18 protein-coding genes are annotated in these 18,456 nt (G+C 64.3%); 1 reads left to right on the forward strand and 17 read right to left on the reverse strand.

Features of this window, described 5'->3' with window-relative positions; all coding sequences use genetic code 11:
• Positions 1 to 7: 7 nt before the first annotated feature.
• Positions 8 to 832, forward strand: a complete 825-nt coding sequence (locus tag A9K66_RS14185; protein WP_067003757.1) for a dipeptide ABC transporter ATP-binding protein — start codon at positions 8 to 10, stop codon at positions 830 to 832.
• A gap of 21 nt (positions 833 to 853) precedes the next feature.
• Here A9K66_RS14185 and A9K66_RS14190 read toward each other — a convergent pair whose 3' ends face one another.
• The 17 genes from A9K66_RS14190 to A9K66_RS14270 form a co-directional block, all read right to left on the reverse strand.
• Complete coding sequence (locus A9K66_RS14190) at positions 854 to 2,134, reverse strand: cysteine desulfurase-like protein (RefSeq protein ID WP_067324407.1); 1,281 nt, start codon at positions 2,132 to 2,134, stop codon at positions 854 to 856.
• Between the two features lie 39 nt (positions 2,135 to 2,173).
• On the reverse strand, positions 2,174 to 2,848 hold the full coding sequence (locus A9K66_RS14195; protein WP_067324409.1) for an amino acid ABC transporter permease: 675 nt from the start codon (positions 2,846 to 2,848) through the stop codon (positions 2,174 to 2,176).
• A 108-nt stretch (positions 2,849 to 2,956) separates the two neighbouring features.
• On the reverse strand, positions 2,957 to 3,742 hold the full coding sequence (locus A9K66_RS14200) for an ABC transporter substrate-binding protein (RefSeq protein ID WP_067003647.1): 786 nt from the start codon (positions 3,740 to 3,742) through the stop codon (positions 2,957 to 2,959).
• An 84-nt stretch (positions 3,743 to 3,826) separates the two neighbouring features.
• Complete coding sequence (locus tag A9K66_RS14205; RefSeq protein WP_067324411.1) at positions 3,827 to 4,966, reverse strand: aminotransferase class V-fold PLP-dependent enzyme; 1,140 nt, start codon at positions 4,964 to 4,966, stop codon at positions 3,827 to 3,829.
• A gap of 155 nt (positions 4,967 to 5,121) precedes the next feature.
• Complete coding sequence (locus A9K66_RS14210; protein ID WP_067324745.1) at positions 5,122 to 5,850, reverse strand: GntR family transcriptional regulator; 729 nt, start codon at positions 5,848 to 5,850, stop codon at positions 5,122 to 5,124.
• Between the two features lie 226 nt (positions 5,851 to 6,076).
• Complete coding sequence (locus tag A9K66_RS14215; protein WP_067324413.1) at positions 6,077 to 6,472, reverse strand: RidA family protein; 396 nt, start codon at positions 6,470 to 6,472, stop codon at positions 6,077 to 6,079.
• A gap of 42 nt (positions 6,473 to 6,514) precedes the next feature.
• Entirely contained in the window at positions 6,515 to 7,663 is a 1,149-nt protein-coding gene (locus A9K66_RS14220) for an acyl-CoA dehydrogenase family protein (RefSeq protein WP_067324415.1), read from the reverse strand.
• A 231-nt stretch (positions 7,664 to 7,894) separates the two neighbouring features.
• On the reverse strand, positions 7,895 to 8,707 hold the full coding sequence (locus A9K66_RS14225; protein WP_067324417.1) for an enoyl-CoA hydratase family protein: 813 nt from the start codon (positions 8,705 to 8,707) through the stop codon (positions 7,895 to 7,897).
• Positions 8,704 to 9,168: a MarR family transcriptional regulator gene (locus A9K66_RS14230; protein ID WP_067324419.1), complete on the reverse strand. Its 465-nt coding sequence runs from the start codon at positions 9,166 to 9,168 to the stop codon at positions 8,704 to 8,706. Before A9K66_RS14230 ends, A9K66_RS14225 begins: the two co-directional genes overlap by 4 nt.
• Complete coding sequence (locus tag A9K66_RS14235; RefSeq protein WP_067324421.1) at positions 9,162 to 9,920, reverse strand: SDR family NAD(P)-dependent oxidoreductase; 759 nt, start codon at positions 9,918 to 9,920, stop codon at positions 9,162 to 9,164. The genes A9K66_RS14230 and A9K66_RS14235 overlap by 7 nt, the downstream gene beginning before the upstream one ends.
• Before the next feature lie 169 nt (positions 9,921 to 10,089).
• Positions 10,090 to 12,384 (reverse strand): bifunctional salicylyl-CoA 5-hydroxylase/oxidoreductase, encoded by a 2,295-nt coding sequence (locus A9K66_RS14240; protein ID WP_067324423.1) that lies wholly within the window; start codon positions 12,382 to 12,384, stop codon positions 10,090 to 10,092.
• A gap of 187 nt (positions 12,385 to 12,571) precedes the next feature.
• Positions 12,572 to 13,171, reverse strand: a complete 600-nt coding sequence (locus tag A9K66_RS14245) for a VOC family protein (RefSeq protein WP_067324425.1) — start codon at positions 13,169 to 13,171, stop codon at positions 12,572 to 12,574.
• An 82-nt stretch (positions 13,172 to 13,253) separates the two neighbouring features.
• Positions 13,254 to 14,084, reverse strand: a complete 831-nt coding sequence (locus A9K66_RS14250) for an ATP-binding cassette domain-containing protein (RefSeq protein WP_067324427.1) — start codon at positions 14,082 to 14,084, stop codon at positions 13,254 to 13,256.
• The gene (locus tag A9K66_RS14255; protein WP_082953861.1) at positions 14,077 to 14,967 is read right to left on the reverse strand and encodes an ABC transporter ATP-binding protein; all 891 of its coding nucleotides are present in this window, start codon (positions 14,965 to 14,967) and stop codon (positions 14,077 to 14,079) included. The genes A9K66_RS14250 and A9K66_RS14255 overlap by 8 nt, the downstream gene beginning before the upstream one ends.
• Positions 14,964 to 15,812: an ABC transporter permease gene (locus A9K66_RS14260; protein ID WP_067324429.1), complete on the reverse strand. Its 849-nt coding sequence runs from the start codon at positions 15,810 to 15,812 to the stop codon at positions 14,964 to 14,966. Before A9K66_RS14260 ends, A9K66_RS14255 begins: the two co-directional genes overlap by 4 nt.
• Positions 15,805 to 16,812 (reverse strand): ABC transporter permease, encoded by a 1,008-nt coding sequence (locus A9K66_RS14265; RefSeq protein WP_067324431.1) that lies wholly within the window; start codon positions 16,810 to 16,812, stop codon positions 15,805 to 15,807. The genes A9K66_RS14260 and A9K66_RS14265 overlap by 8 nt, the downstream gene beginning before the upstream one ends.
• Positions 16,813 to 16,913: 101 nt before the next feature.
• Positions 16,914 to 18,440, reverse strand: a complete 1,527-nt coding sequence (locus tag A9K66_RS14270) for an ABC transporter substrate-binding protein (RefSeq protein ID WP_067324433.1) — start codon at positions 18,438 to 18,440, stop codon at positions 16,914 to 16,916.
• Positions 18,441 to 18,456: the final 16 nt, after the last annotated feature.

The following is an 18,456-nucleotide window of genomic DNA, read 5'->3' on the forward strand; positions in this document are numbered from 1 at the left end:
CCGGCGCATGACCAAGGTTGTCGAAGGCAAGAACATCAAACGCGACTACCATGTCGGCGGCGGCCTGTTCCGCCCCGCGCGCACGGTGCATGCGGTGAAGGGCGTCTCCTTCAGCGTCGATAAGGGCAAGACGCTCGCCATCGTTGGCGAAAGCGGCTGCGGCAAGTCCACGCTCGCCCGCATCATCACGCTGATCGATCCTGCGACCGCCGGCGATTTGTTCATCGACGGCAACAAGGTCGACATCGCCAAGGACGGATTGACCAAGGAAATGCGCCGCAAGGTGCAGATCGTCTTTCAGAATCCCTACGGGTCGCTCAACCCGCGTCAAAAGATCGGCGACGTGCTCGGCGAGCCGCTGCTGATCAATACCGACAAGCCGGCCGAGGAACGCCGCGACCTAGCGATGAAGATGTTGAAGAAGGTCGGCCTCGGCCCCGAGCACTACAACCGCTATCCGCATATGTTCTCCGGCGGTCAGCGCCAGCGCATCGCCATTGCCCGCGCACTGATGCTGAACCCGAGCCTGCTGGTGCTGGACGAGCCGGTCTCGGCGCTCGATCTTTCGGTGCAGGCGCAGGTGCTCAACCTGCTCGCCGACCTGCAGGACGAGTTCAAGCTGACCTATGTCTTCATCAGCCACGATCTGTCGGTGGTGCGTTATATCGCCGACGACGTGATGGTGATGTATTTCGGCGAGGCGGTCGAATACGGCTCGCGCGACGAGGTCTTCTCGGACCCCAAGCACAGCTACACCAAGACGCTTTTCGCCGCGACGCCGCGCGCCGACGTGGCAAGCATCAAGGCGAGGCTGGCGAAGAAGGCGGCGTAGGCTCGACCAGACGTCCGGGCGTCACGACAGCTTCGCAATGATTGCCCGCAGCGCTTCGCCGAAACGGTGCACTTCCTCGACCGTGTTGTAGTGCACCAGCGAGGCGCGGATCGCGCCGCTGTCCATCGACAGGTGGAGCCGCTTCATCAGCCGCGGCGCGTACATATGACCGTCGCGGATGCCGATCTGCAAGGCCGCCATCTCCTCGACGATCCTCTGCGGCGACAGTGTGCCGATGTTGAAGCAGAAGGTCGGCACGCGCTCATGGATGCGCGCCTCGTCGGCGACGCCGTAAATTGTCGCGCCGCAGGCCTTCAGCACCTTCATCATCTCGCGCGCCAGCGTCAGCTCGTACTCGCGGATGGCGTTCATGCCGGCGGCGATGTTGTCGCGGCGCGAGCGGTTGTTCTCGGCCAAGAAATTGCGGCCGATCGACTCCAGGTAGCGCACCGCTGCGTCCATGCCGGAGACATTCTCGTAGATGAAGGTGCCGGCCTCGACCTTGTAGGGCGGCTCATCCGGGATGAAGTCCTCGCGGAAGGTCGGCAGCCGCTTCAACGTTTCGAAGCGGCCCCAGAGAAAACCCATATGCGGCGAGAAATTCTTGTAGCCTGAGCAGACGAGATAGTCGCAGTCCCAGGCCTGCACGTCGATCAGCCCGTGCGGCCCGTAATGCACGCAGTCGAGGAACACTTCCGCGCCTGCCGCATGCGCGATCTTGGCGACCGAAGCGACATCGACAATCGAGCCGATCGAGTGCGCGGTCACCGTGCAGGCGACGAGCCGGGTGCGGTCCGACATCAGCGGCTTGAGGTCGTCGACATGCAGATTGCCGTCCTCGCGCATGCGCCACCATTTGAACCTGGCGCCGGCCTGCTCCAGCGCCAACCACGTGGCGATGTTGGCGTCATGGTCCATGTCGGTGACGACGATCTCGTCGCGTTCCGAAAGCATCTGGCCGATGCCGACGCTGACAAGGCGGATGAACGAGGTGGCGTTCATGCCGAAGCAGATTTCGGACGGGCTGTAGGCGTTGATCAGGAGCGCCACACTCTCACGCGCTTCGGCGACGGACTGGTCGACGGTGACGCTGCGGCCGTAGCGGCCGCCGCGCTGCACGTTGTGCGCCACCAGATGGCTGGTCACCGCGTCGAGCACGCTTTGCGGGATCTGCGCACCGGCGGCGTTGTCCATGAAGATGAAGTCGCCGGCCTGCCGGAGCGCCGGGAACATGGCGCGGATCTTCTCGACCGGGAACGAAGCGGCGCTCTCCTGCGCCTTCGAAACATGGTGCTGGTTCACGGGAGTCTCCTTGAGCTAATCGAGGTCATTCTAAGGGGATCAGTGCGCGGACCGAGCTTTGCCGCGCTCTTCGAGGTAGCCGACCAGCCGCACCAGCGGCCACAGGAAGGCGAGATAGATGATCGCCGCGCCGATCAGCGGCGTCGGATTGGCCATCAGCGCCTGCGCGTCGGTCGCCTGCTTCAAGAGGTCCGGCATCGCCACCACGGAGGCGAGCGCGGTGTCCTTGAACACCGAGACGCAGTTGCTGGTGAGCGGCGGAATGACGACGCGGATCGCTTGCGGCAGGATCACCTTGCGCATGGCGACCCAAAAGGGCAGGCCGAGCGCCGACGCCGCCTCGAACTGGCCCTTCGGAATGTTCTCGATGCCGGCGCGGCAGACTTCCGCCGTGAAGGCCGCCAACACCAGTGACAGCGCAAGTGCTGCCGAGACGAAGGACGACAGGCGGATGCCGATGAAGGGCAGGGCGTAGTAGATCAGGATCAGCACCACCAGGATCGGAAGCGCGCGGAACATGTCGATATAGAGCGTCGCCAGCCGCCTGAGCGGCTTCGGCGCGTAGAGCCGCACCAGGCAGATCGCCAGCCCGCCGATCGTGCCGAAGATGATCGCCGCGCAGCCGAGCAGAATGGTGTTGCCAAGACCGCGGATCAGGATCGGAAACGATCGGACCAGGATGCCCCAGTTGAAGAAGGTGTCGATCAGTTCCATCGGCGCTCACCGTGAGACAAGGTTCGCCGTGTTGGGCGAGACCCAAATGGTCGAAGCGAGAGCGCCAACTCTTGCTGCCGCTCTCGTCGGAATTTCTGATTAGCCGGCTTATTGCGGGATCGGGCCAGGCGTCACCGTGCTGGTGCCGGCTTCCGGATCGACGCCGAACCACTTCTTGTGGATCGCGGCCATGGTGCCATCCTTCTTCATTTCGCTGATGGCGTCGTTGACTTTTTCAAGCAGCGGATGGCCCTTCTTGGTCATCATGGCGAAGCGCTCGCCGGTCGGGATGCGCACCAGGATCTTTAGCGCTGGCATCTGCTTGATGGCGAACAGGAAGCCGGCGAGCTCGCCCGCGCCGCCGTCGATGCGGCCGTTCTGCACGTCGAGCAGAAGGTCCTGCTGGGCGTTGTAGCTCTTGGTCTCTGCAACGCCGAGCTTGGCGGCGTTCTCCTTCATGTAGGCTTCGCCTGTCGAGCCGGCGATGACCCCGATGGTCTTGCCCTTCAGATCGTCGAGCGATTTGATGGCGGAATCCGCCTTGCCGACGATGGTACCGTCGCTGTCGTAATAGGCTTGCGTGAAGCCCTGGTTCTGCAGCCGCTCCTTGGTGACCGAGATCGAGGACACGGCAAAGTCGATGCGGCCCGAAGCGGTCGCTGCGAACAGCGCCTGGAAGCCGAGGTCCTGGAACTCGACCTCTGCGCCGATGCGCTTGGCGACATCATTGGCGACGTCGATCTCAAACCCCTCGAAGGCACCGGAATCGGTCTTGTATTCCCATGGCGGGTTGGCCGGATAGGCGCCCACCATGATCTTGTCGGCGAAGGCGGGCGCCGCAAAGGCAAGGCCGGCAGCGACGGCCATCCCAATCAGTCCTAGACGTTTCAACATCTTGCTTCCCTCTGGTTCGGTTCCTGATCCGCCCCTTTCCGGCGCCAAACTCCCGGGCGCCGCAGGCGAGGCGGTACCTGAATTTCACGACGCGCGGCGTCGCCGCGAACCGATATGCTTCGTGAGTTGCGCGATCAGCGCGTCGACCGCCGTCTCTGTGGTGACCATGCCGGGAGACAGCCGCAGCGTCGTGCCGCGCGCATCGCAGTAAAGCCGCTCGTCGCGAAGCGCAGCTATGATCTTCGCCGGCTCGGTACCTTGCGGCAGGCCGAGCATCACGCTGCCGCCACGTTCACTGGCATCGAGCGGCGAGCGGATCTCCCAGCCATTCTCCAGCGCGGCGCCGATGATACGCTCGACGAGCCCGGCATTCTGCGCGCGGATGATGTCGATGCCGGTCTGTTCCACCCACTCCAGCCCGGGCAGCGAGGCGACGCTTGCCAGGATCGCCGGCGTGCCATGATCGAAGCGGCGCGCATCGTCGGCGTAAGTGAAAGCGTCGAGGTCCCAGGAGAACGGGTTCGGCTGACTGAACCAGCCCCGCAACTCCGGCCGGCAGGACGCCAGAAGGTCAGGCGCGACCTGCAAAAGGCCGGCGCCGGAGGATCCACACAGCCATTTGAGCGAAGTCGAGACGACGAAATCGACCGGCGTCGCGGCAACCGAAAACGGCGCCACGCCGATGCCTTGTGTGACATCAACGCCGACTATGCTGCCCACGGCGCGGCCATGCGCGGCGAGGCGGCCGACATCGCAGCGGTGCGAGGCCGTCGAGGTGACGAAGGTAATGAGCGCGAGCCCGACATCCGCCTGCCAGCGGTCGATGAAATCCTGGTCGCGAACCCAGGTCTCGCCAGGCCGCAATGGGACGGTGTCGAGGGTGAAGCCGAAACGCTCTCCCAAGCCCGCCAGCAGGAAATGCAGGCTAGGAAAACAGTCGGCGGCGACCAGCAGCCGCTTTCCCGCCAGCCGCTCCGTCGGCAAGCCACCGATCAGGCTATAGAGCGCGGCGGTGACATTCTCGGCCGTGGTCAGCGTGCCTTGCGGCGCCTCGATCAGCCGCCTCCAGGCATCGATGAAGCGTTGCCGCGCCGCAAGCGCGGCAGGCCACTGACCGTCGTCTTCCGCCGACCAGATGTTGGAGAAATCCGTCAGCGAGGCGGCCATTCGCTCGGCCTTGCCGGGGAAGGTGCCGATCGAATGATAGAGAAAATAGCCGGACATTCGCTGTCTCCCTGTGATCATGTGATCACAAATACGGACAGGGATCAATGCGCCGCGGCTGAAGAAATGCGGGTCAGCGCCTCACAATCCGGCTGTTCTCTTGGTCCAGGAGCTTGGCCCAGGCGGCTTCAAAGCCACTCTGCGGCGGCCGCCTATCAAGGCGCCCTTCCGAAAGCGGCAAAATCGACCGGTCTGGGCTCCGGCACGTCAGGACAGATCGCCCGCAATGTCGCTTGCGTCGCCGTGATATCGGCCACCACCTCGTCGCGCGCGCGGGTGAAATCCTTGTCCTTGATGGCCGCTATGATCGCGACGTGCCGGCCCGAAGGCTCCATGGTGCCGGCGCGCATCAGCGGCGCGACATGGTTGGACAACAGCCGCATGTACGGACCGAAGCGCAGCCACAGCGTCTCGATCAGCTGAAACAGCACATCGGAGCCGGAGGCGCGGTATATGGTGAAGTGGAACTGCTGGTTCTTGGCGATCAGCTCGTAGATGCTGCCGTCGCGGCCGATCGCCCGCTGGTCGTCAGTAACCCTTTGCAGCAAGCCGATCTCGGCTGCGGTCAGGCGCGGCGCGCCAAGCTCGGCGGCCAGCCCCTCGACGGCGAGGCGGGCCCGGCAGAGGTCGTCGAGCCGCGCCCGCGTCACCACCGGCACGCAGGCTGAGCCGTTCTGCGAGATTTCCAGCGCGTTCTCCGCCGCCAGCCGCCGCAACGCCTCGCGCACCGGCATGTTTGAGGTGCCGAAAGCCTCCGCCAGCGAGGCGATGGTCAGCACCTGCCCGGGATCGAAGCTGCCGACCATCAGGGCATGGCGAAGTTGCTGGTAGACGCCGTCCTGGACAGTAATGCGTCCCGATACTGGTTCGAAGCCCAGAGCCACGCTTTTGCTTTCCTTGGTGCCGGCAAAGTTTATGTGCGAATATCCGCCCGACGCGGGTATGATCATCTGATCACAGATTGTGGCGGCAGCCAAGCGGCCCTTGCCGTACTGTCACGGCAATGCTGACGCACGGAAGGCAGACACGATCCCTCGAGCGCGCCGAGTTGGAGTAGCCGCCTTCGCCGCTTCAGGCCATTGCGAAATAGAAGCCAGTAGCGCCTCCGACTCACTCCGGAATAATTGCGATTGCCTGTATCTCCACCTTCGCCCGGTCCTCGACCAGCGCCACCACCTGCATGGCGGCCATCGCCGGAAAATGCCGGCCGATGACGGCGCGGTAGACTTCGCCGATCCCTTTGAGGTTGGCGAGGTACTCGGCCTTGTCGGTAAAATACCAGGTCATCGAGGTGATGTGCTGCGGCTCCCCGCCGGCCTCGGCGAGAACGGCGACGACATTGGTGAGGGTCTGGCGCACCTGATCGACGAAATCGTCGGTCTCGAACCGGCACTCGGCATTCCAGCCGACCTGGCCGCCGATGAAGACCAGCCGGCCACGCGCGGCAACGCCGTTGGCATAGCCGATCGGTTTGGCCCAGCCTTCCGGCTGCAGGATCGTGTGCATGTCTAGCCTCCCTTAAGTGAAATGCGGTCCGCAAGCATGATCTCACGCCGCTCCCATCACTTGCCTGGCGATCACCACTTTCTGCACGTCGGAAGCGCCCTCATAGATGCGCAGCGCGCGTATCTCGCGATAGAGGCTCTCGACGATGTGGCCCTTGCGCACGCCGTCGCCGCCATGCAGTTGCACCGCCTTGTCGATCACTTCCTGCGCCTTGTCCGTGGAGAACAGCTTGGCCATTGCCGCCTCGCGAGTGACGCGGGCGGCGCCCATATCCTTGGTCCAGGCGGCGCGATAGACGAGCAGGGCGGCGGCGTCGACATCCAGCGCCATGTCGGCGATGTGGCCCTGCACCATCTGCAGTTCGGCCATCGGCGCGCCGAACAGTTTTCGCTCGGACACCCTTTTGATGCTTTCGTCCAACGCTCTTCGAGCAAAGCCGAGCGCCGCGGCACCCACCGTCGAGCGGAAGACGTCGAGCACCGACATGGCGATCCGAAAACCGTCGCCGGGTTTGCCGATCAGGGCGGAAGCCGGAACGCGCACATTGTCGAAGGAGAGCCGCGCGAGTGGATGCGGGGCGATAACTTCCAATCGTTCGGCGATGCCAACGCTTTTGGTGTCCGCAGGCACGATCAAAGCGGAAATTCCCTTGGCGCCGGGCGCCTCGCCGGTGCGGGCGAAAACAATGTATACGTCGGCAATGCCGCCATTGGAGATCCAGGTCTTCTCGCCCGAAAGCACATAGAAGTCGCCGTCGCGGACAGCCGCCATCTCCATGTTGGCGACATCCGATCCCGACCGCGGCTCCGACAGCGCAAAGGCTGCGATCGCCTGGCCCGCCCGCGTCTTTTCCAGCCAGCGCTGCTGCTCCGGTGTGCCGAACAGCGAGATCGCGCCGGTGCCAAGGCCCTGCATGGCGAAGGCGAAGTCGGCGAGCCCGTCATGGCGCGCCAGCGTCTCGCGGGTGATGCAGAGCGTGCGCACGTCGAGCGGCTCCGGCTTGTCGGGATCGAGCGCCGTCGGCTTCAGCCAGCCGTCGCGGCCGAGCATGGAGACGAGATTGCGGCAGGCCGCGTCGACATCGTGGTGATCGACGGGCAGGTTCTTGGCGCACCAGGCGTCGAGATTTTCGGCAAGTTCGCGATGGCGGCTTTCAAAGAAGGGCCAGTTAAGGAAGGAACGGTCAGGCATCGGTGCCTCCGCTACTCTTCAAGGCCTCTGCTCTATGGCGCCCCCCTCTGTCCTGCCGGACATCTCCCCCACAAAGGGGGAGATTGGCAGTTTTGGCGCCCCGCTCATTCTTGCGACCTTGGCGATTGGCGAAGGCAGAGACGACAGCTGATCTCCCCCCTTGTGGGGGAGATGTCCGGCAGGACAGAGGGGGGCGCTGTCCCGCAAACGTCTCCGTTAAAAGAGCCATCCTCATTTCCCCTCGAACACCGGCTTTTCCTTGGCCACGAACGCCTTGTAGGCGCGCTCGAAATCGCCGGTCTGCATGCAGATCGCCTGTGCCTGCGCTTCCGCCTCGATCGCCTGGTCGAGACCCATCGACCATTCCTGGTTCAACTGCGTCTTGGTGATGCAATGCGCGAAGGTCGGGCCGGAGACGATCCGCGCTGCCATCTCGAGCGCGTCGGCCTCGAGCGCCGCTGCATCGACCAGCCGATTGTAGAAGCCCCAACGCTCGCCTTCGGCCGCGCTCATGGTGCGGCCGGTGTAAAGCAGCTCGGCGGCGCGGCCCTGGCCGATGATGCGGGGCAAGATCGCGCAGGCGCCCATGTCGCACCCGGCGAGGCCGACGCGGGTAAACAGGAAGGCGGTCTTTGCTTCCGGCGTCGCGATGCGGATGTCGGAGGCCATGGCGATGATCGCGCCGGCGCCGACGGCGACGCCATCCACCGCCGCGATGATCGGCTTGCCGCAATTCAGCATGGCCTTGACGAAGTCGCCGGTCATGCGCGTGAAGGAGAGCAGCGCCTTCATGTCCATCTTGACCAGGGGTCCGATGATGTCGTGGACATCGCCGCCCGAGCAGAAATTGCCGCCGTTGGGCAGGAACGCCACGGCATCGACATCATCGGCGTAAGCGAGATCGCGAAAAGTGTCGCGCAGCTCCGCATAACTGTCGAAGGTCAGCGGGTTCTTGCGCTCCGGCCGGTCGAGCCGGACCTTCGCGACCCTGCCTTCCACCTCCCAGAGGAAGTGCTTCGGCTTGAGCTTGGCCATGGCGCTCATTCGCGTCCCTCCCAATTGCTGCGGAACGATTTCAGCATGCCGGTCAGCCGGCGCGCTTCGTCCTCGCTGACAGTGCCGAGGAGCTCGCCGACCCAGTTCTCATGCGCCGCGGCGATTGCCGCGAAAGACTTCGAACCTTCTTCGGTCAGCCGCACCATCGAGGTGCGGCGGTCGCCGTTGCGGCGCGCGCGCGTCACCAGCCCTTCGGAGACCAGCCGGTCGACGATGCCGGTGATATTGCCGTTCGACACCAGCAGGAATCGCGACAGGTCGCTCATCAGCATGCCCTCCGGCGAGCGGTAGAGCGCCGCCATGACGTCGAAGCGCGGCAGCGTGGTGTCGAACTCCTTCTTCAGCCGCTCGCGCAGCTCGGCCTCGATCGTGCGCGAAGCACGCAGCAGGCGGATCCACAGCCGCAGCCTGTCCTTGCCCGGCCCGATAGACGTCGGTCCCGCTACCATGTCTCGCCTCCCGAGACCGAGATCGCCTGTCCTGTGATCGACCGCGCCGCATCGCCGCAGAGCCAGAGCACCGCCGCGGCGACCTCTTCCGGCTGGATGAAACGCGCCTGCGGGTTCGCAGCCGAAAGGCTCGCGCGTGCCTCATCGGCGGAACGGCCGGTCTTCTCGACGATGCGCTGGATGGATTCCTCCAGCATGTCGGTTTCGACGAAGCCCGGGCAGATGGCGTTGACGGTGATGCCGGACTTGGCGGCCTCGGCTGCGAGCGCCCGCATCAGCCCGACGACGCCATGCTTGGCCGCTACGTAGGGCGCGACATACGCGTAGCCCTTCAGTCCGGCGGTCGAGGCAATGAAAACGATACGGCCTGTCTTCCGCGCCAGCATGCCGCCAAGCGCCGGCTGCACCGCCAGGAAGGCGCCGGTGAGGTTGACGTCGAGCGAGCGCTGCCAGTCGGCGAGCGAGGTCTTGTGCGCCGGCGCACTGACAGCCATCCCGGCATTGGCGACGACGATCTCGAAGGGACCGCGCGCCGCCTCGGCCTTCTCGTACAGCGCCGTCATGTCGGCTTCGTCGGTGACATCGGCGCCGATGCCGAAGATGCGGTCGTTTGCCTTCGCGACTTCATTCAGCGCGGCCTTGCGGCGGCCACAGATGGTGACGGCGACGCCGGCTTCCGCCAGCGACAGTGCGATCGCACGGCCGACGCCGGAGCCGCCGCCGGTGACCAGCGCATGCTTGCCGGCAATCATGCGCCAGTCCTCCAGGCAAGGCGCTGCGCCTCATCCTTACCCTCTCCCCGTGAAGGACGGGGAGAGGGGGCCGCCAGCGTTTGAGCTTGTGCCTTCTTCCCGTCCTTCACGGGGAGAAGGTGCCGGCAGGCGGATGAGGGGCGGCGCCGACGTGAAAACATAAATGCGCTCATACCTTCAGCCCTGCCGCCGCTTCGCGTTCGGCCAGCCGGTAGATCTGGTCGCGTCCGCGCAGATAAGGATCCGGCCATTTGACGCCGCGATCGCCGAGGGTGACCGCCGCATGCAGCGTCCAATAGGGATCGCTGAGATGCGGCCTGGCCAGCGCCACCAGATCGGCGCGTCCTGCCATCAGGATCGAGTTGGCGTGGTCCGGCTCGTAGATGTTGCCGACCGCCATCGTCGCCATGCCGACCTCGTTCCGGATGCGGTCGGAGAACGGCGTCTGGAACATGCGGCCATAGACCGGCTTGGCGGCGATTGTGGTCTGGCCGGCCGAGACGTCGCAGAGATCGACGCCGGTTTGATGCAGAAGCTTGGCGATCTCGACCGCATCGGCCGGCGTGACGCCTTCGATCCCTACCCAGTCATTGGCCGAGATGCGCACCGAGATAGGCTTTTCGGCCGGCCACACGGCGCGCACCGCGTGGAAGATCTCCAGCGGATAACGCATGCGGTTCTCCAGCGAGCCGCCATAGTCGTCGGTGCGCCTGTTGGTCAGCGGCGTGATGAAGGCGGAGAGCAGATAGCCATGCGCGGCATGGATCTCCAGCATGTCGAAGCCGCAGCGCTCGGCCATCTCCGCCGAGGCGACGAACTGGTCGCGCACAAGGTCCATGTCGGCGCGGTTCATCGCCTTCGGCACCTGATTCTGCGGCGACCACGGCACGGCTGAAGGCGCCATCACCGGCCAGTTGCCGGACGGCAGCGGCTCGTCCGTTCCTTCCCAGCCGAGGCGGGTCGAGCCCTTCGGGCCTGAATGGCCGATCTGGGCGCAGATCTTGGCTTCGGTCTCGGCGTGGACGAAATCGACCAGCCGCTTCCAGGCGACCTCATGCTCGGGCTGGTAGAAGCCGGTGCAGCCCGGGGTGATGCGTCCCTCCGGGCTGACGCAAGTCATCTCGATATAAACGAGCCCGGCCCCGCCCTTGGCGCGCTCGGCATAGTGGGCGAAATGCCAGTCGGTCGGGCAGCCGTCGACCGCCTTGTACTGGGCCATCGGCGAGACGACGATGCGGTTCGTGAGCGCCATCTCGCGCAGTCTGAATGGCGCGAACATCGGCGCGCGGCGCAGCATGTTGCCGCCGGCGCCGGCCTTGCGCTGGAACCATTGCTCCGCGCCCGCCAGCCATTCGGCATCGCGCAGACGAAGGTTCTCGTGGCTGATGCGCTGCGAGCGGGTGAGCAGCGAATAGTTGAATTGAACTGGATCCAACCCGAGATAACGTTCGACTTCCTCGAACCATTCGAGCGAGTTGCGCGCCGCCGATTGCAGTTTCAGCACCTCGGTGCGGCGAGCATCTTCGTATTTGCGGAAGGCCGCTTCGAGGTCGGACTCGGACTCGACATAGTCGGCGAGCGCGACTGCGCTTTCCAGGGCCAGCTTCGTGCCGGAGCCGATCGAGAAATGCGCCGATGCCGCCGCGTCGCCCATCAGCGCCAGATTCTTGTAAGACCAGCGCTCGCACAGCACGCGCGGGAAGTTGATCCAGGCCGAACCTCTGATGTGGTTGGCATTGGTCATCAGCGGATGGCCGCCCAGATGCTTTTCGAAAATGCGCTCGCAGACCGCGATCGATTCCTGCTGCGTCATCGCGCCGAAACCGAAGGCAGCCCAGGTCTGTTCGCTGCATTCGACGATGAAGGTCGCGGTCTCGCTGTCGAACTGGTAGGCATGCGCCCACACCCAGCCGTGCTCAGTCTTTTCGAAGATGAAGGTGAACGCGTCGTCGAATTTCTGCGTGGTGCCGAGCCACACGAACTTGCATTTGCGCGTGTCGATGTCGGGCTTGAAGACGTTGGCGAAGGTGGCGCGCGACTTCGAGTTCAATCCGTCGGCCGCAACGACAAGGTCGTGCGTTTCCATGTACGGCCTGGGATCGGAAATCTCGGTCTCGAACATCATCTTGATGCCGAGCTCGCGGGCTCTGCGCTGGAGCAGGATTAAAAGCCGCTTGCGGCCGATGCCGCAGAAGCCGTGGCCGGTCGACACCGTGCGCACGCCGTCATGGATGACGGCGATGTCATCCCAGTAGGCAAAATGCTTCCTGATCCAGACCGCGCTGACAGGGTCGTTCCTGGTCAGGTTCTCCAGCGTTTCGGCCGACAGCACCACACCCCAGCCGAACGTATCGTCGGGGCGGTTGCGCTCGTAGACCGTCACGTCATGCGAGCCGTCGCGCAGCTTCAGCGAGATAGCAAAATAGAGGCCGGCCGGTCCGCCGCCGAGAACCGCAACCTTCATGTCTTGCGATCTCCTCTAGAGCAATTCCAGGAAAAGTGCGCAGCGGTTTCCCGTCCGGAATTGCGTCAAACGCTCAAAGGGCATCAGGGACCGCCGGGGGGCCGGCGGTTCCAACATCAGTATCGCGCCTGCCGGCAATTATTTCAAGCTTAAAGTTTCATAATTGAACAATTGCGGCGCGATCAGCTCACTTGGCTGGATCTTTGGGACTCCACAGCACCGTCTCGGCGCCTTTCTCGTAAGCCATGCCGTCGGGATAGCTGATCGCTTCCAGCTGCAGTCCCCAGGGCGCCTGGAAATAGAGGATGGTTTGGCCGGCGGCCGGTCCTTCTTTGACCGGCAGAGGACCCATCCTGGTCTTCACGCCCTTGGCGTCGAGATAGGCCTTCGCGGCGGCGACATCGTCGACATAGAAGGCGATATGGAAGCCGCCGATGTCGCTGTTCTTCGGCGTCAGGTCCTTCTGGTCGGGCGCGGTGTATTTGAACAATTCGATGTTCGATCCATAGCCGCAGCGCACCAGGGTGATCTCCTCGATTACCGCTTTTGGATCGACGCCGAGCAGGTCCTGCATGAAGGTGCCCTTGTCGTCGGCGAACGGGCCGAAGGACATCGCCTTCTTGCAACCGACCACATTGGTGAAGAAGTCGACGGCCTGCTTCATGTCGGGCACGGTGACGCCGGTATGGTCGTGGCCGCGCATGCCGGGGATCGAGTCGGCCGAAGCCGTTCCCATTGAGCCGAACAGGATTGCGCCGACCATTGCGCCGCTTGTGGCGTATTTCATGTCACCCTCCTTTGGCGGGCTGACTTTGCTCCCATGCACATCCGAGGCCCGCTGTTCGGTGTGCGGACAAGGTTTGCCTTTCTCATGCCGGTGCCTTTGCAGGCGGCTGCAGCCAGTCCGCATCGATCTCAGGCAGCGGGATGGCAGCGAGCAGGTCGCGCGTGTAAGTCTCCTTCGGATTGTCGAAGAGCGCGTCGGTTGCGCTGGCTTCGACGATCCCTCCCTCGCGCATGACGATGACTTGCCGGCAGAGCCGCCGGATCACCGACAGATCATGGCTGATGAAGGCGACCGTCAGCCCCATCTCGGCCGCGAGCTTTTCCAGCAGCGTCAGGATCTGTGCCTGCGTCGAGACGTCGAGGCCCGAGACGATCTCGTCGGCCAAAACGAATTTCGGCGACAGCGCCAGCGCCCGTGCGATGCCGACGCGCTGGCGTTGCCCGCCGGACAGCTCGTGGCGGTAGCGGCCGGCAAAACTCTGCGGCAGGCCGACGCGTTGCAGGGCTTCCGCCACGCGCTCCTTCAGCCGGTCGCCAAGCCCGTTCTGCCTCAAGGGTGCCGCGATGATGTTGAAGATGGTGTGCCGCGGGTTGAGCGAGGACATCGGGTCCTGGAAGATCATCTGCAGGTCGCGACGCAGCGGTCTGAGCTCCGCTTCCGAAAGATGGCCGATGTCTCGCCCTTCGAAGCTGATCGAGCCGGCGCTCGGCTCGATCAGCCGCACCAGCGCGCGGCCGAGCGTCGACTTGCCGGAACCGGATTCGCCGACGATGCCGGTCACCGATCCCTTGGGCAGGTCGAAGTCCAGTCCTTTGAGGATCTCGGCCAGTGGCGCCCGGCCGATCAGCGGCTTGCGCGTCATGTCGGGCAGCGCCACCTTCAGCCCGCGGACGGAAAACAGTGGCTCAGCCATGGCTTGGCCTCCACGCCCTGTCGGCGCCCGCGATCTCGTCCGCGAGCCCGGCCAGCACGGTTTCGTTCACCGGCTTCAGCGATGCGTAGGGATCGGTATAGCGCGGCGTCGCCGCGATCAGCGCCCGCGTGTAGGGGTGCTGCGGCGATGCGAAGAGGTCAGCGGTCGCGGCTTCTTCGACCACCTTGCCGGCATAGAGCACCGACACTTTCTGGCTGATCTTGGCGACGACACCGAGATCGTGCGTGACGAACAGAAGCGCCGTGCCGTGGTTGCGCTGCAATTGCGCGATGAGGCGCAGGATCTGCTTCTGCACGGTCACGTCCAGCGCCGTCGTCGGCTCGTCGGCGACCATCAGCCTGGGCTCGGCGGCGAAGGCGGCCGCGATCAGCACGCGCTGGCGCATGCCGCCGGAGAGCTCGTGCGGATAGCATTTCAGAACACGTTCGGGCTCGCGGATCTGCACCTCGTCGAGCAACTGCCGGATACGCTTGTCTGCCTTCTCACCGCTCCAGCCGAGGATGCGCACCAGCCGGTCGGTCATCTGCGGGCCGATGCGGCGCGACGGGTTGAGCGCGGTGAGCGGGTCCTGTGGGATCAGCGCGGTACGCGCGCCGATCAGCGTCCGCCGCGCCTTCGCATCGAGGCGGCCGAGATCCTCGCCCTCGATCAGCATCTCGCCCTCGACGATGCGCACGCTCTTCGGCAGCACGCCGAGCACCGCCTTGCCAATCATCGTCTTGCCGGCGCCGCTCTCGCCGACCAGCGCGCGGACTTCGCCCGGCTGCACGGTGAGCGACACCGAGCGCAGCACGCGCTGGCCGTTGGACAGCACGGCGCTCAAGGAGCGGATTTCGAGGCATGGTTCCATATTGGCGCTCATCGCAGCACCGGATCGAATCGCGCCTTCAATCCTTCGCCGAACTGGCTGAAGGACAGCACGGTGAGGATCAATGTAATCAGCGGGAACACCAGCACCCACCAGGCCTGATGGATCGACAGCCGGCCCTCGGCGATGATGCCGCCCCAGGTCGGATCGTCGCTCGAGATCGACAGATTGACGAAGGAGAGGATCGCCTCGACGATGACGGCGATGCCCATCTCAAGCGACAAGAGCGCCACCACCGACGGCAGCACATTGGGCAGGACTTCGCGCAGCATGATGCCGATGCGGCCATAGCCGGCGATGCGCGCGCTCTCGACATAGTCCATGCGCGCCTGACTCATCGCCTCGGCGCGGATCACGCGGCAGAAGCGCGTCCAGTCGATGACGGCGATGGCGATGATGACGGAGCTCAAGCCGGTGCCCAGCACCGCGACCAGGAGGATCGCGAACAGCACCGGCGGGAACGCCATCCAGACATCGACGATGCGCGAGATGACGCGGTCGGCCCAACCGCCGAAATAGCCGGCAATGAGCCCGAGCGCCGAGCCGATGATGCAGGCGGACGCCGCCGCGGCGAAGGCGACGATGAAGGCGATGCGGCCGCCGAAGATCAGCCGTGACAGGAGATCCCTGCCGAGGCTGTCGGTGCCCAGCCAATAGCCGGGCTCGGCGCCATCGAGCCAGAAGGGCGGCAGACGCTCGAGCATCAGGTCCTGCGCCAGCGGATCTTGCGGTACGATCAGCGGCGCCAAGATGGCCGCAAGCAGCGCCAGCAGAAGCCAGCCGCCGGCCAGCCATAGCCGCGGGCTGAAGCGCCGTCGCGAAATGCGCGCCTCATCCATGACGCAGCCTCGGATTGAGCAGCGCATACATCATGTCGACGGCAAGGTTGATCAGCACGAAGAGCAGCGCGAAGACCAGCACGATGCCCTGGATCAGCGGCAGGTCGCGGTTGATGACGGCATCGATCGCCATATTGCCGAGACCCTCATAGGAGAACAGCCGCTCGACGATGACCGTGCCGCCGATCAGGAAGGTGAACTGCACGCCCACCAGCGTCAGCGTTGGCAGCGCCGCGTTCTTCAACGCCTCGCGCAGGATAACCTGCGTTTCGGAAAAGCCTTTGACCCGCGCGAGCACGACATAGTCGAGGTCGAGCACTTCCTTCAGCGACTGTTTCAGGAGTTGCGCGATGATCGCCGCCAGCGGCAACGCCAGCGCGATCGCCGGCATCAGCATGTGCTTGAGCAGGTCCCAGGTGAGGTCGAAGCGGAGCCTGAGAATGCTCTCGGCGAGATAGAACTGGGTGACGAAGGGCAGGTCGAGTTGCGGTGACACTCGACCGGAAATGTCGAACACCGGGATGAGCACGCCGAACAGCAGGATCAGCACCAAGCCCCACAGGAAATCGGGGATGGAGAGCGTCGCGCCGCTGGCGATGTCGATGCCGGCTTCGACGGCCGTGCCACGCGAACGCGCACCGAGGATCGCAGCGGAGACGCCGATCGCCACCGCCATCAACAGCGCGACGGTGGCCAATTCCAACGTCGCCGGCAGCCGGTTGAAGACGAGGCCGAGCACATCCTGGCGCAGCGAGATCGAAGTGCCGAAATCGCCATGCAGCACGCCGGCGAGCCAGATGAAGAACTGCTGCGCAATACTCTTGTCCAGCCCATAGAGCGCGCGCAGACGCGCTATGTCGTCATTGCTGGCGCCGGGTGGCAGCATCATCGCGATCGGGTCGCCGGGCGCCACGCGGATGACGACGAAGACGACGACGGCGACGCCGAACAGCGTGACCAGCATCGTCATCAGACGAACAAGAAATCTCTGCAGCAGCATGCTCGCTGAGCCTAATGCATTCGGCCCCTCACCGGCCGGACGAGGGGGGCCTTGCGTCGTTGGAGAAGGTGCGCTGCGCCAGCGCAGCTTCCCAGATGTCATCAGGCCGGGGTCATCAGCGCCGGCAGCAGCGCGCCCGATACATGCTGCACGACATTGACCTTCTTCGAGTGCACGATCGGCTGAGCATACTGCATCAGCGGCAGCACATAGGCCTGCTCGGCGATGTATTTGTCGACGGCCTTCCAGCCGGCGATGCGCTTGGCCTCGTCCTTCTCGCCCCACAGCGGATTGATCATGTCGATCAGGTCCTGGCTGTCCCACACCGAATGCGGGCTAGGTCCATACATGGCAAAGCCGGTCGAGGTGGTCGGATCGCCGATCGCATTCCCCCAGTTGTAGAAGGCGGCCGGCGCCAGCTTGTCGGCGGCCCGCAGCTCGTAATGCTTGGCGATCTCGTAGACCTCGATATTGGCCTCGATGCCGACCTTGCGCCACATGCCGACGATCGCCTGGATCATCTCATAATCCTTGGGCTTGAAGCCCTTGGTCGTTTGGATGGTGAACTTGACCGGCTTCTTGGGCGAATACCCTGAAGCGGCGAGCAGTTCCTTGGCCTTTTCCGGATTGTGCTCGACTTTGATCGACGCGTCGAAGGCCGTGTATTCCGGCGTCTCCAGCGTGGCGATCGGCTGGCCGTAGCCGCGCAGCAGCCGCTTGACCAAGAGCTCCTTGTCCACCGCCATCACAGCCGCTTGGCGGACGTTCTTGTCGAGCATCGCCTCGATGTCGTTGAAGAAGATCATGCCGATGTCGGAGACATTCTTGATCGAGCCGGCGAGTCCGTCCTTGGCGATCAGCCGGTCATATTCTTCATAGGGGATTTCGAGCGTCACCTGCGAGGAGCCGGACTCGACCTCGGCGACGCGGCTTGCCGCGTCGGTGACGAACTTGATCGTCACGTTCTCGAAGGCTGGCTTGGCACCCCAGTAATTCGGATTGGCCTTCAGCCGCAGGAAGGCGTTGCGCTCGAATTTGTCGACCATATAGGGCCCGGTGCCGATCGGCGCCTTCTCGAAGCCTTCCGCGCCTACCTTCTCGTAATAGGCCTTCGGCATGATGTAGCCGGTCAGGAAAGACATCCATTTGAAATAGACCGGATCGAACTGCACGACGTCGGCGGTGATCTTGTTGCCGTCGATCTTGAAGTTGTTGACGTTCTTCCAGACGAACTGGATCGGATTGCCGGTCTTCTCGTCGCCCGCCCGCTGCAGCGACCAGACAACGTCCTCGGCGGTGAAGGGCGAGCCGTCATGCCATTTCACGCCGTCGCGGACCGTCATCGTCACCTTGCTGCGATCGTCGTTCCAACCCCATTCGGTGAGCAGGCCGGGTGTGAAGGAAAGGTCCGGCTTCTGCGGGATGAACTGGTCGAACACCGACTGGTAGAGGCCTTGGATGGTCGGGTTCACCGCCGAAGGCCCGGTCGTCGGGTCCCAGGATGGCAGGTTCACGTTGTAGGCGATGGTGAGCTCGTCCGCCGCCTTGGCTGCCTTCGGCAGTCCGAGTGTCGCCGCGCCAAGCGCTGCTGCGCCAAACCCAAGCAAATCGCGTCTGTTGATGGTCATGGTCGTTCCCCTTGTT

This window comes from Mesorhizobium sp. AA23, assembly GCF_001672435.1.
Taxonomy (GTDB): Bacteria; Pseudomonadota; Alphaproteobacteria; order Rhizobiales; family Rhizobiaceae; genus Mesorhizobium.

What these genes read in the sequence shown, in the direction of transcription:
- A9K66_RS14185 (WP_067003757.1), top strand. Translation starts at nt 8, where the DNA reads ATGACCAAGGTTGTCGAAGGCAAGAACATCAAACGCGACTACCATGTC.
- A9K66_RS14195 (WP_067324409.1), bottom strand. Translation starts at nt 2,848, where the DNA reads ATGGAACTGATCGACACCTTCTTCAACTGGGGCATCCTGGTCCGATCG.
- A9K66_RS14200 (WP_067003647.1), bottom strand. Translation starts at nt 3,742, where the DNA reads ATGTTGAAACGTCTAGGACTGATTGGGATGGCCGTCGCTGCCGGCCTT.
- A9K66_RS14205 (WP_067324411.1), bottom strand. Translation starts at nt 4,966, where the DNA reads ATGTCCGGCTATTTTCTCTATCATTCGATCGGCACCTTCCCCGGCAAG.
- A9K66_RS14215 (WP_067324413.1), bottom strand. Translation starts at nt 6,472, where the DNA reads ATGCACACGATCCTGCAGCCGGAAGGCTGGGCCAAACCGATCGGCTAT.
- A9K66_RS14220 (WP_067324415.1), bottom strand. Translation starts at nt 7,663, where the DNA reads ATGCCTGACCGTTCCTTCCTTAACTGGCCCTTCTTTGAAAGCCGCCAT.
- A9K66_RS14225 (WP_067324417.1), bottom strand. Translation starts at nt 8,707, where the DNA reads ATGAGCGCCATGGCCAAGCTCAAGCCGAAGCACTTCCTCTGGGAGGTG.
- A9K66_RS14230 (WP_067324419.1), bottom strand. Translation starts at nt 9,168, where the DNA reads ATGGTAGCGGGACCGACGTCTATCGGGCCGGGCAAGGACAGGCTGCGG.
- A9K66_RS14235 (WP_067324421.1), bottom strand. Translation starts at nt 9,920, where the DNA reads ATGATTGCCGGCAAGCATGCGCTGGTCACCGGCGGCGGCTCCGGCGTC.
- A9K66_RS14240 (WP_067324423.1), bottom strand. Translation starts at nt 12,384, where the DNA reads ATGAAGGTTGCGGTTCTCGGCGGCGGACCGGCCGGCCTCTATTTTGCT.
- A9K66_RS14245 (WP_067324425.1), bottom strand. Translation starts at nt 13,171, where the DNA reads ATGAAATACGCCACAAGCGGCGCAATGGTCGGCGCAATCCTGTTCGGC.
- A9K66_RS14250 (WP_067324427.1), bottom strand. Translation starts at nt 14,084, where the DNA reads ATGGCTGAGCCACTGTTTTCCGTCCGCGGGCTGAAGGTGGCGCTGCCC.
- A9K66_RS14255 (WP_082953861.1), bottom strand. Translation starts at nt 14,967, where the DNA reads ATGAGCGCCAATATGGAACCATGCCTCGAAATCCGCTCCTTGAGCGCC.
- A9K66_RS14260 (WP_067324429.1), bottom strand. Translation starts at nt 15,812, where the DNA reads ATGGATGAGGCGCGCATTTCGCGACGGCGCTTCAGCCCGCGGCTATGG.
- A9K66_RS14265 (WP_067324431.1), bottom strand. Translation starts at nt 16,812, where the DNA reads ATGCTGCTGCAGAGATTTCTTGTTCGTCTGATGACGATGCTGGTCACG.
- A9K66_RS14270 (WP_067324433.1), bottom strand. Translation starts at nt 18,440, where the DNA reads ATGACCATCAACAGACGCGATTTGCTTGGGTTTGGCGCAGCAGCGCTT.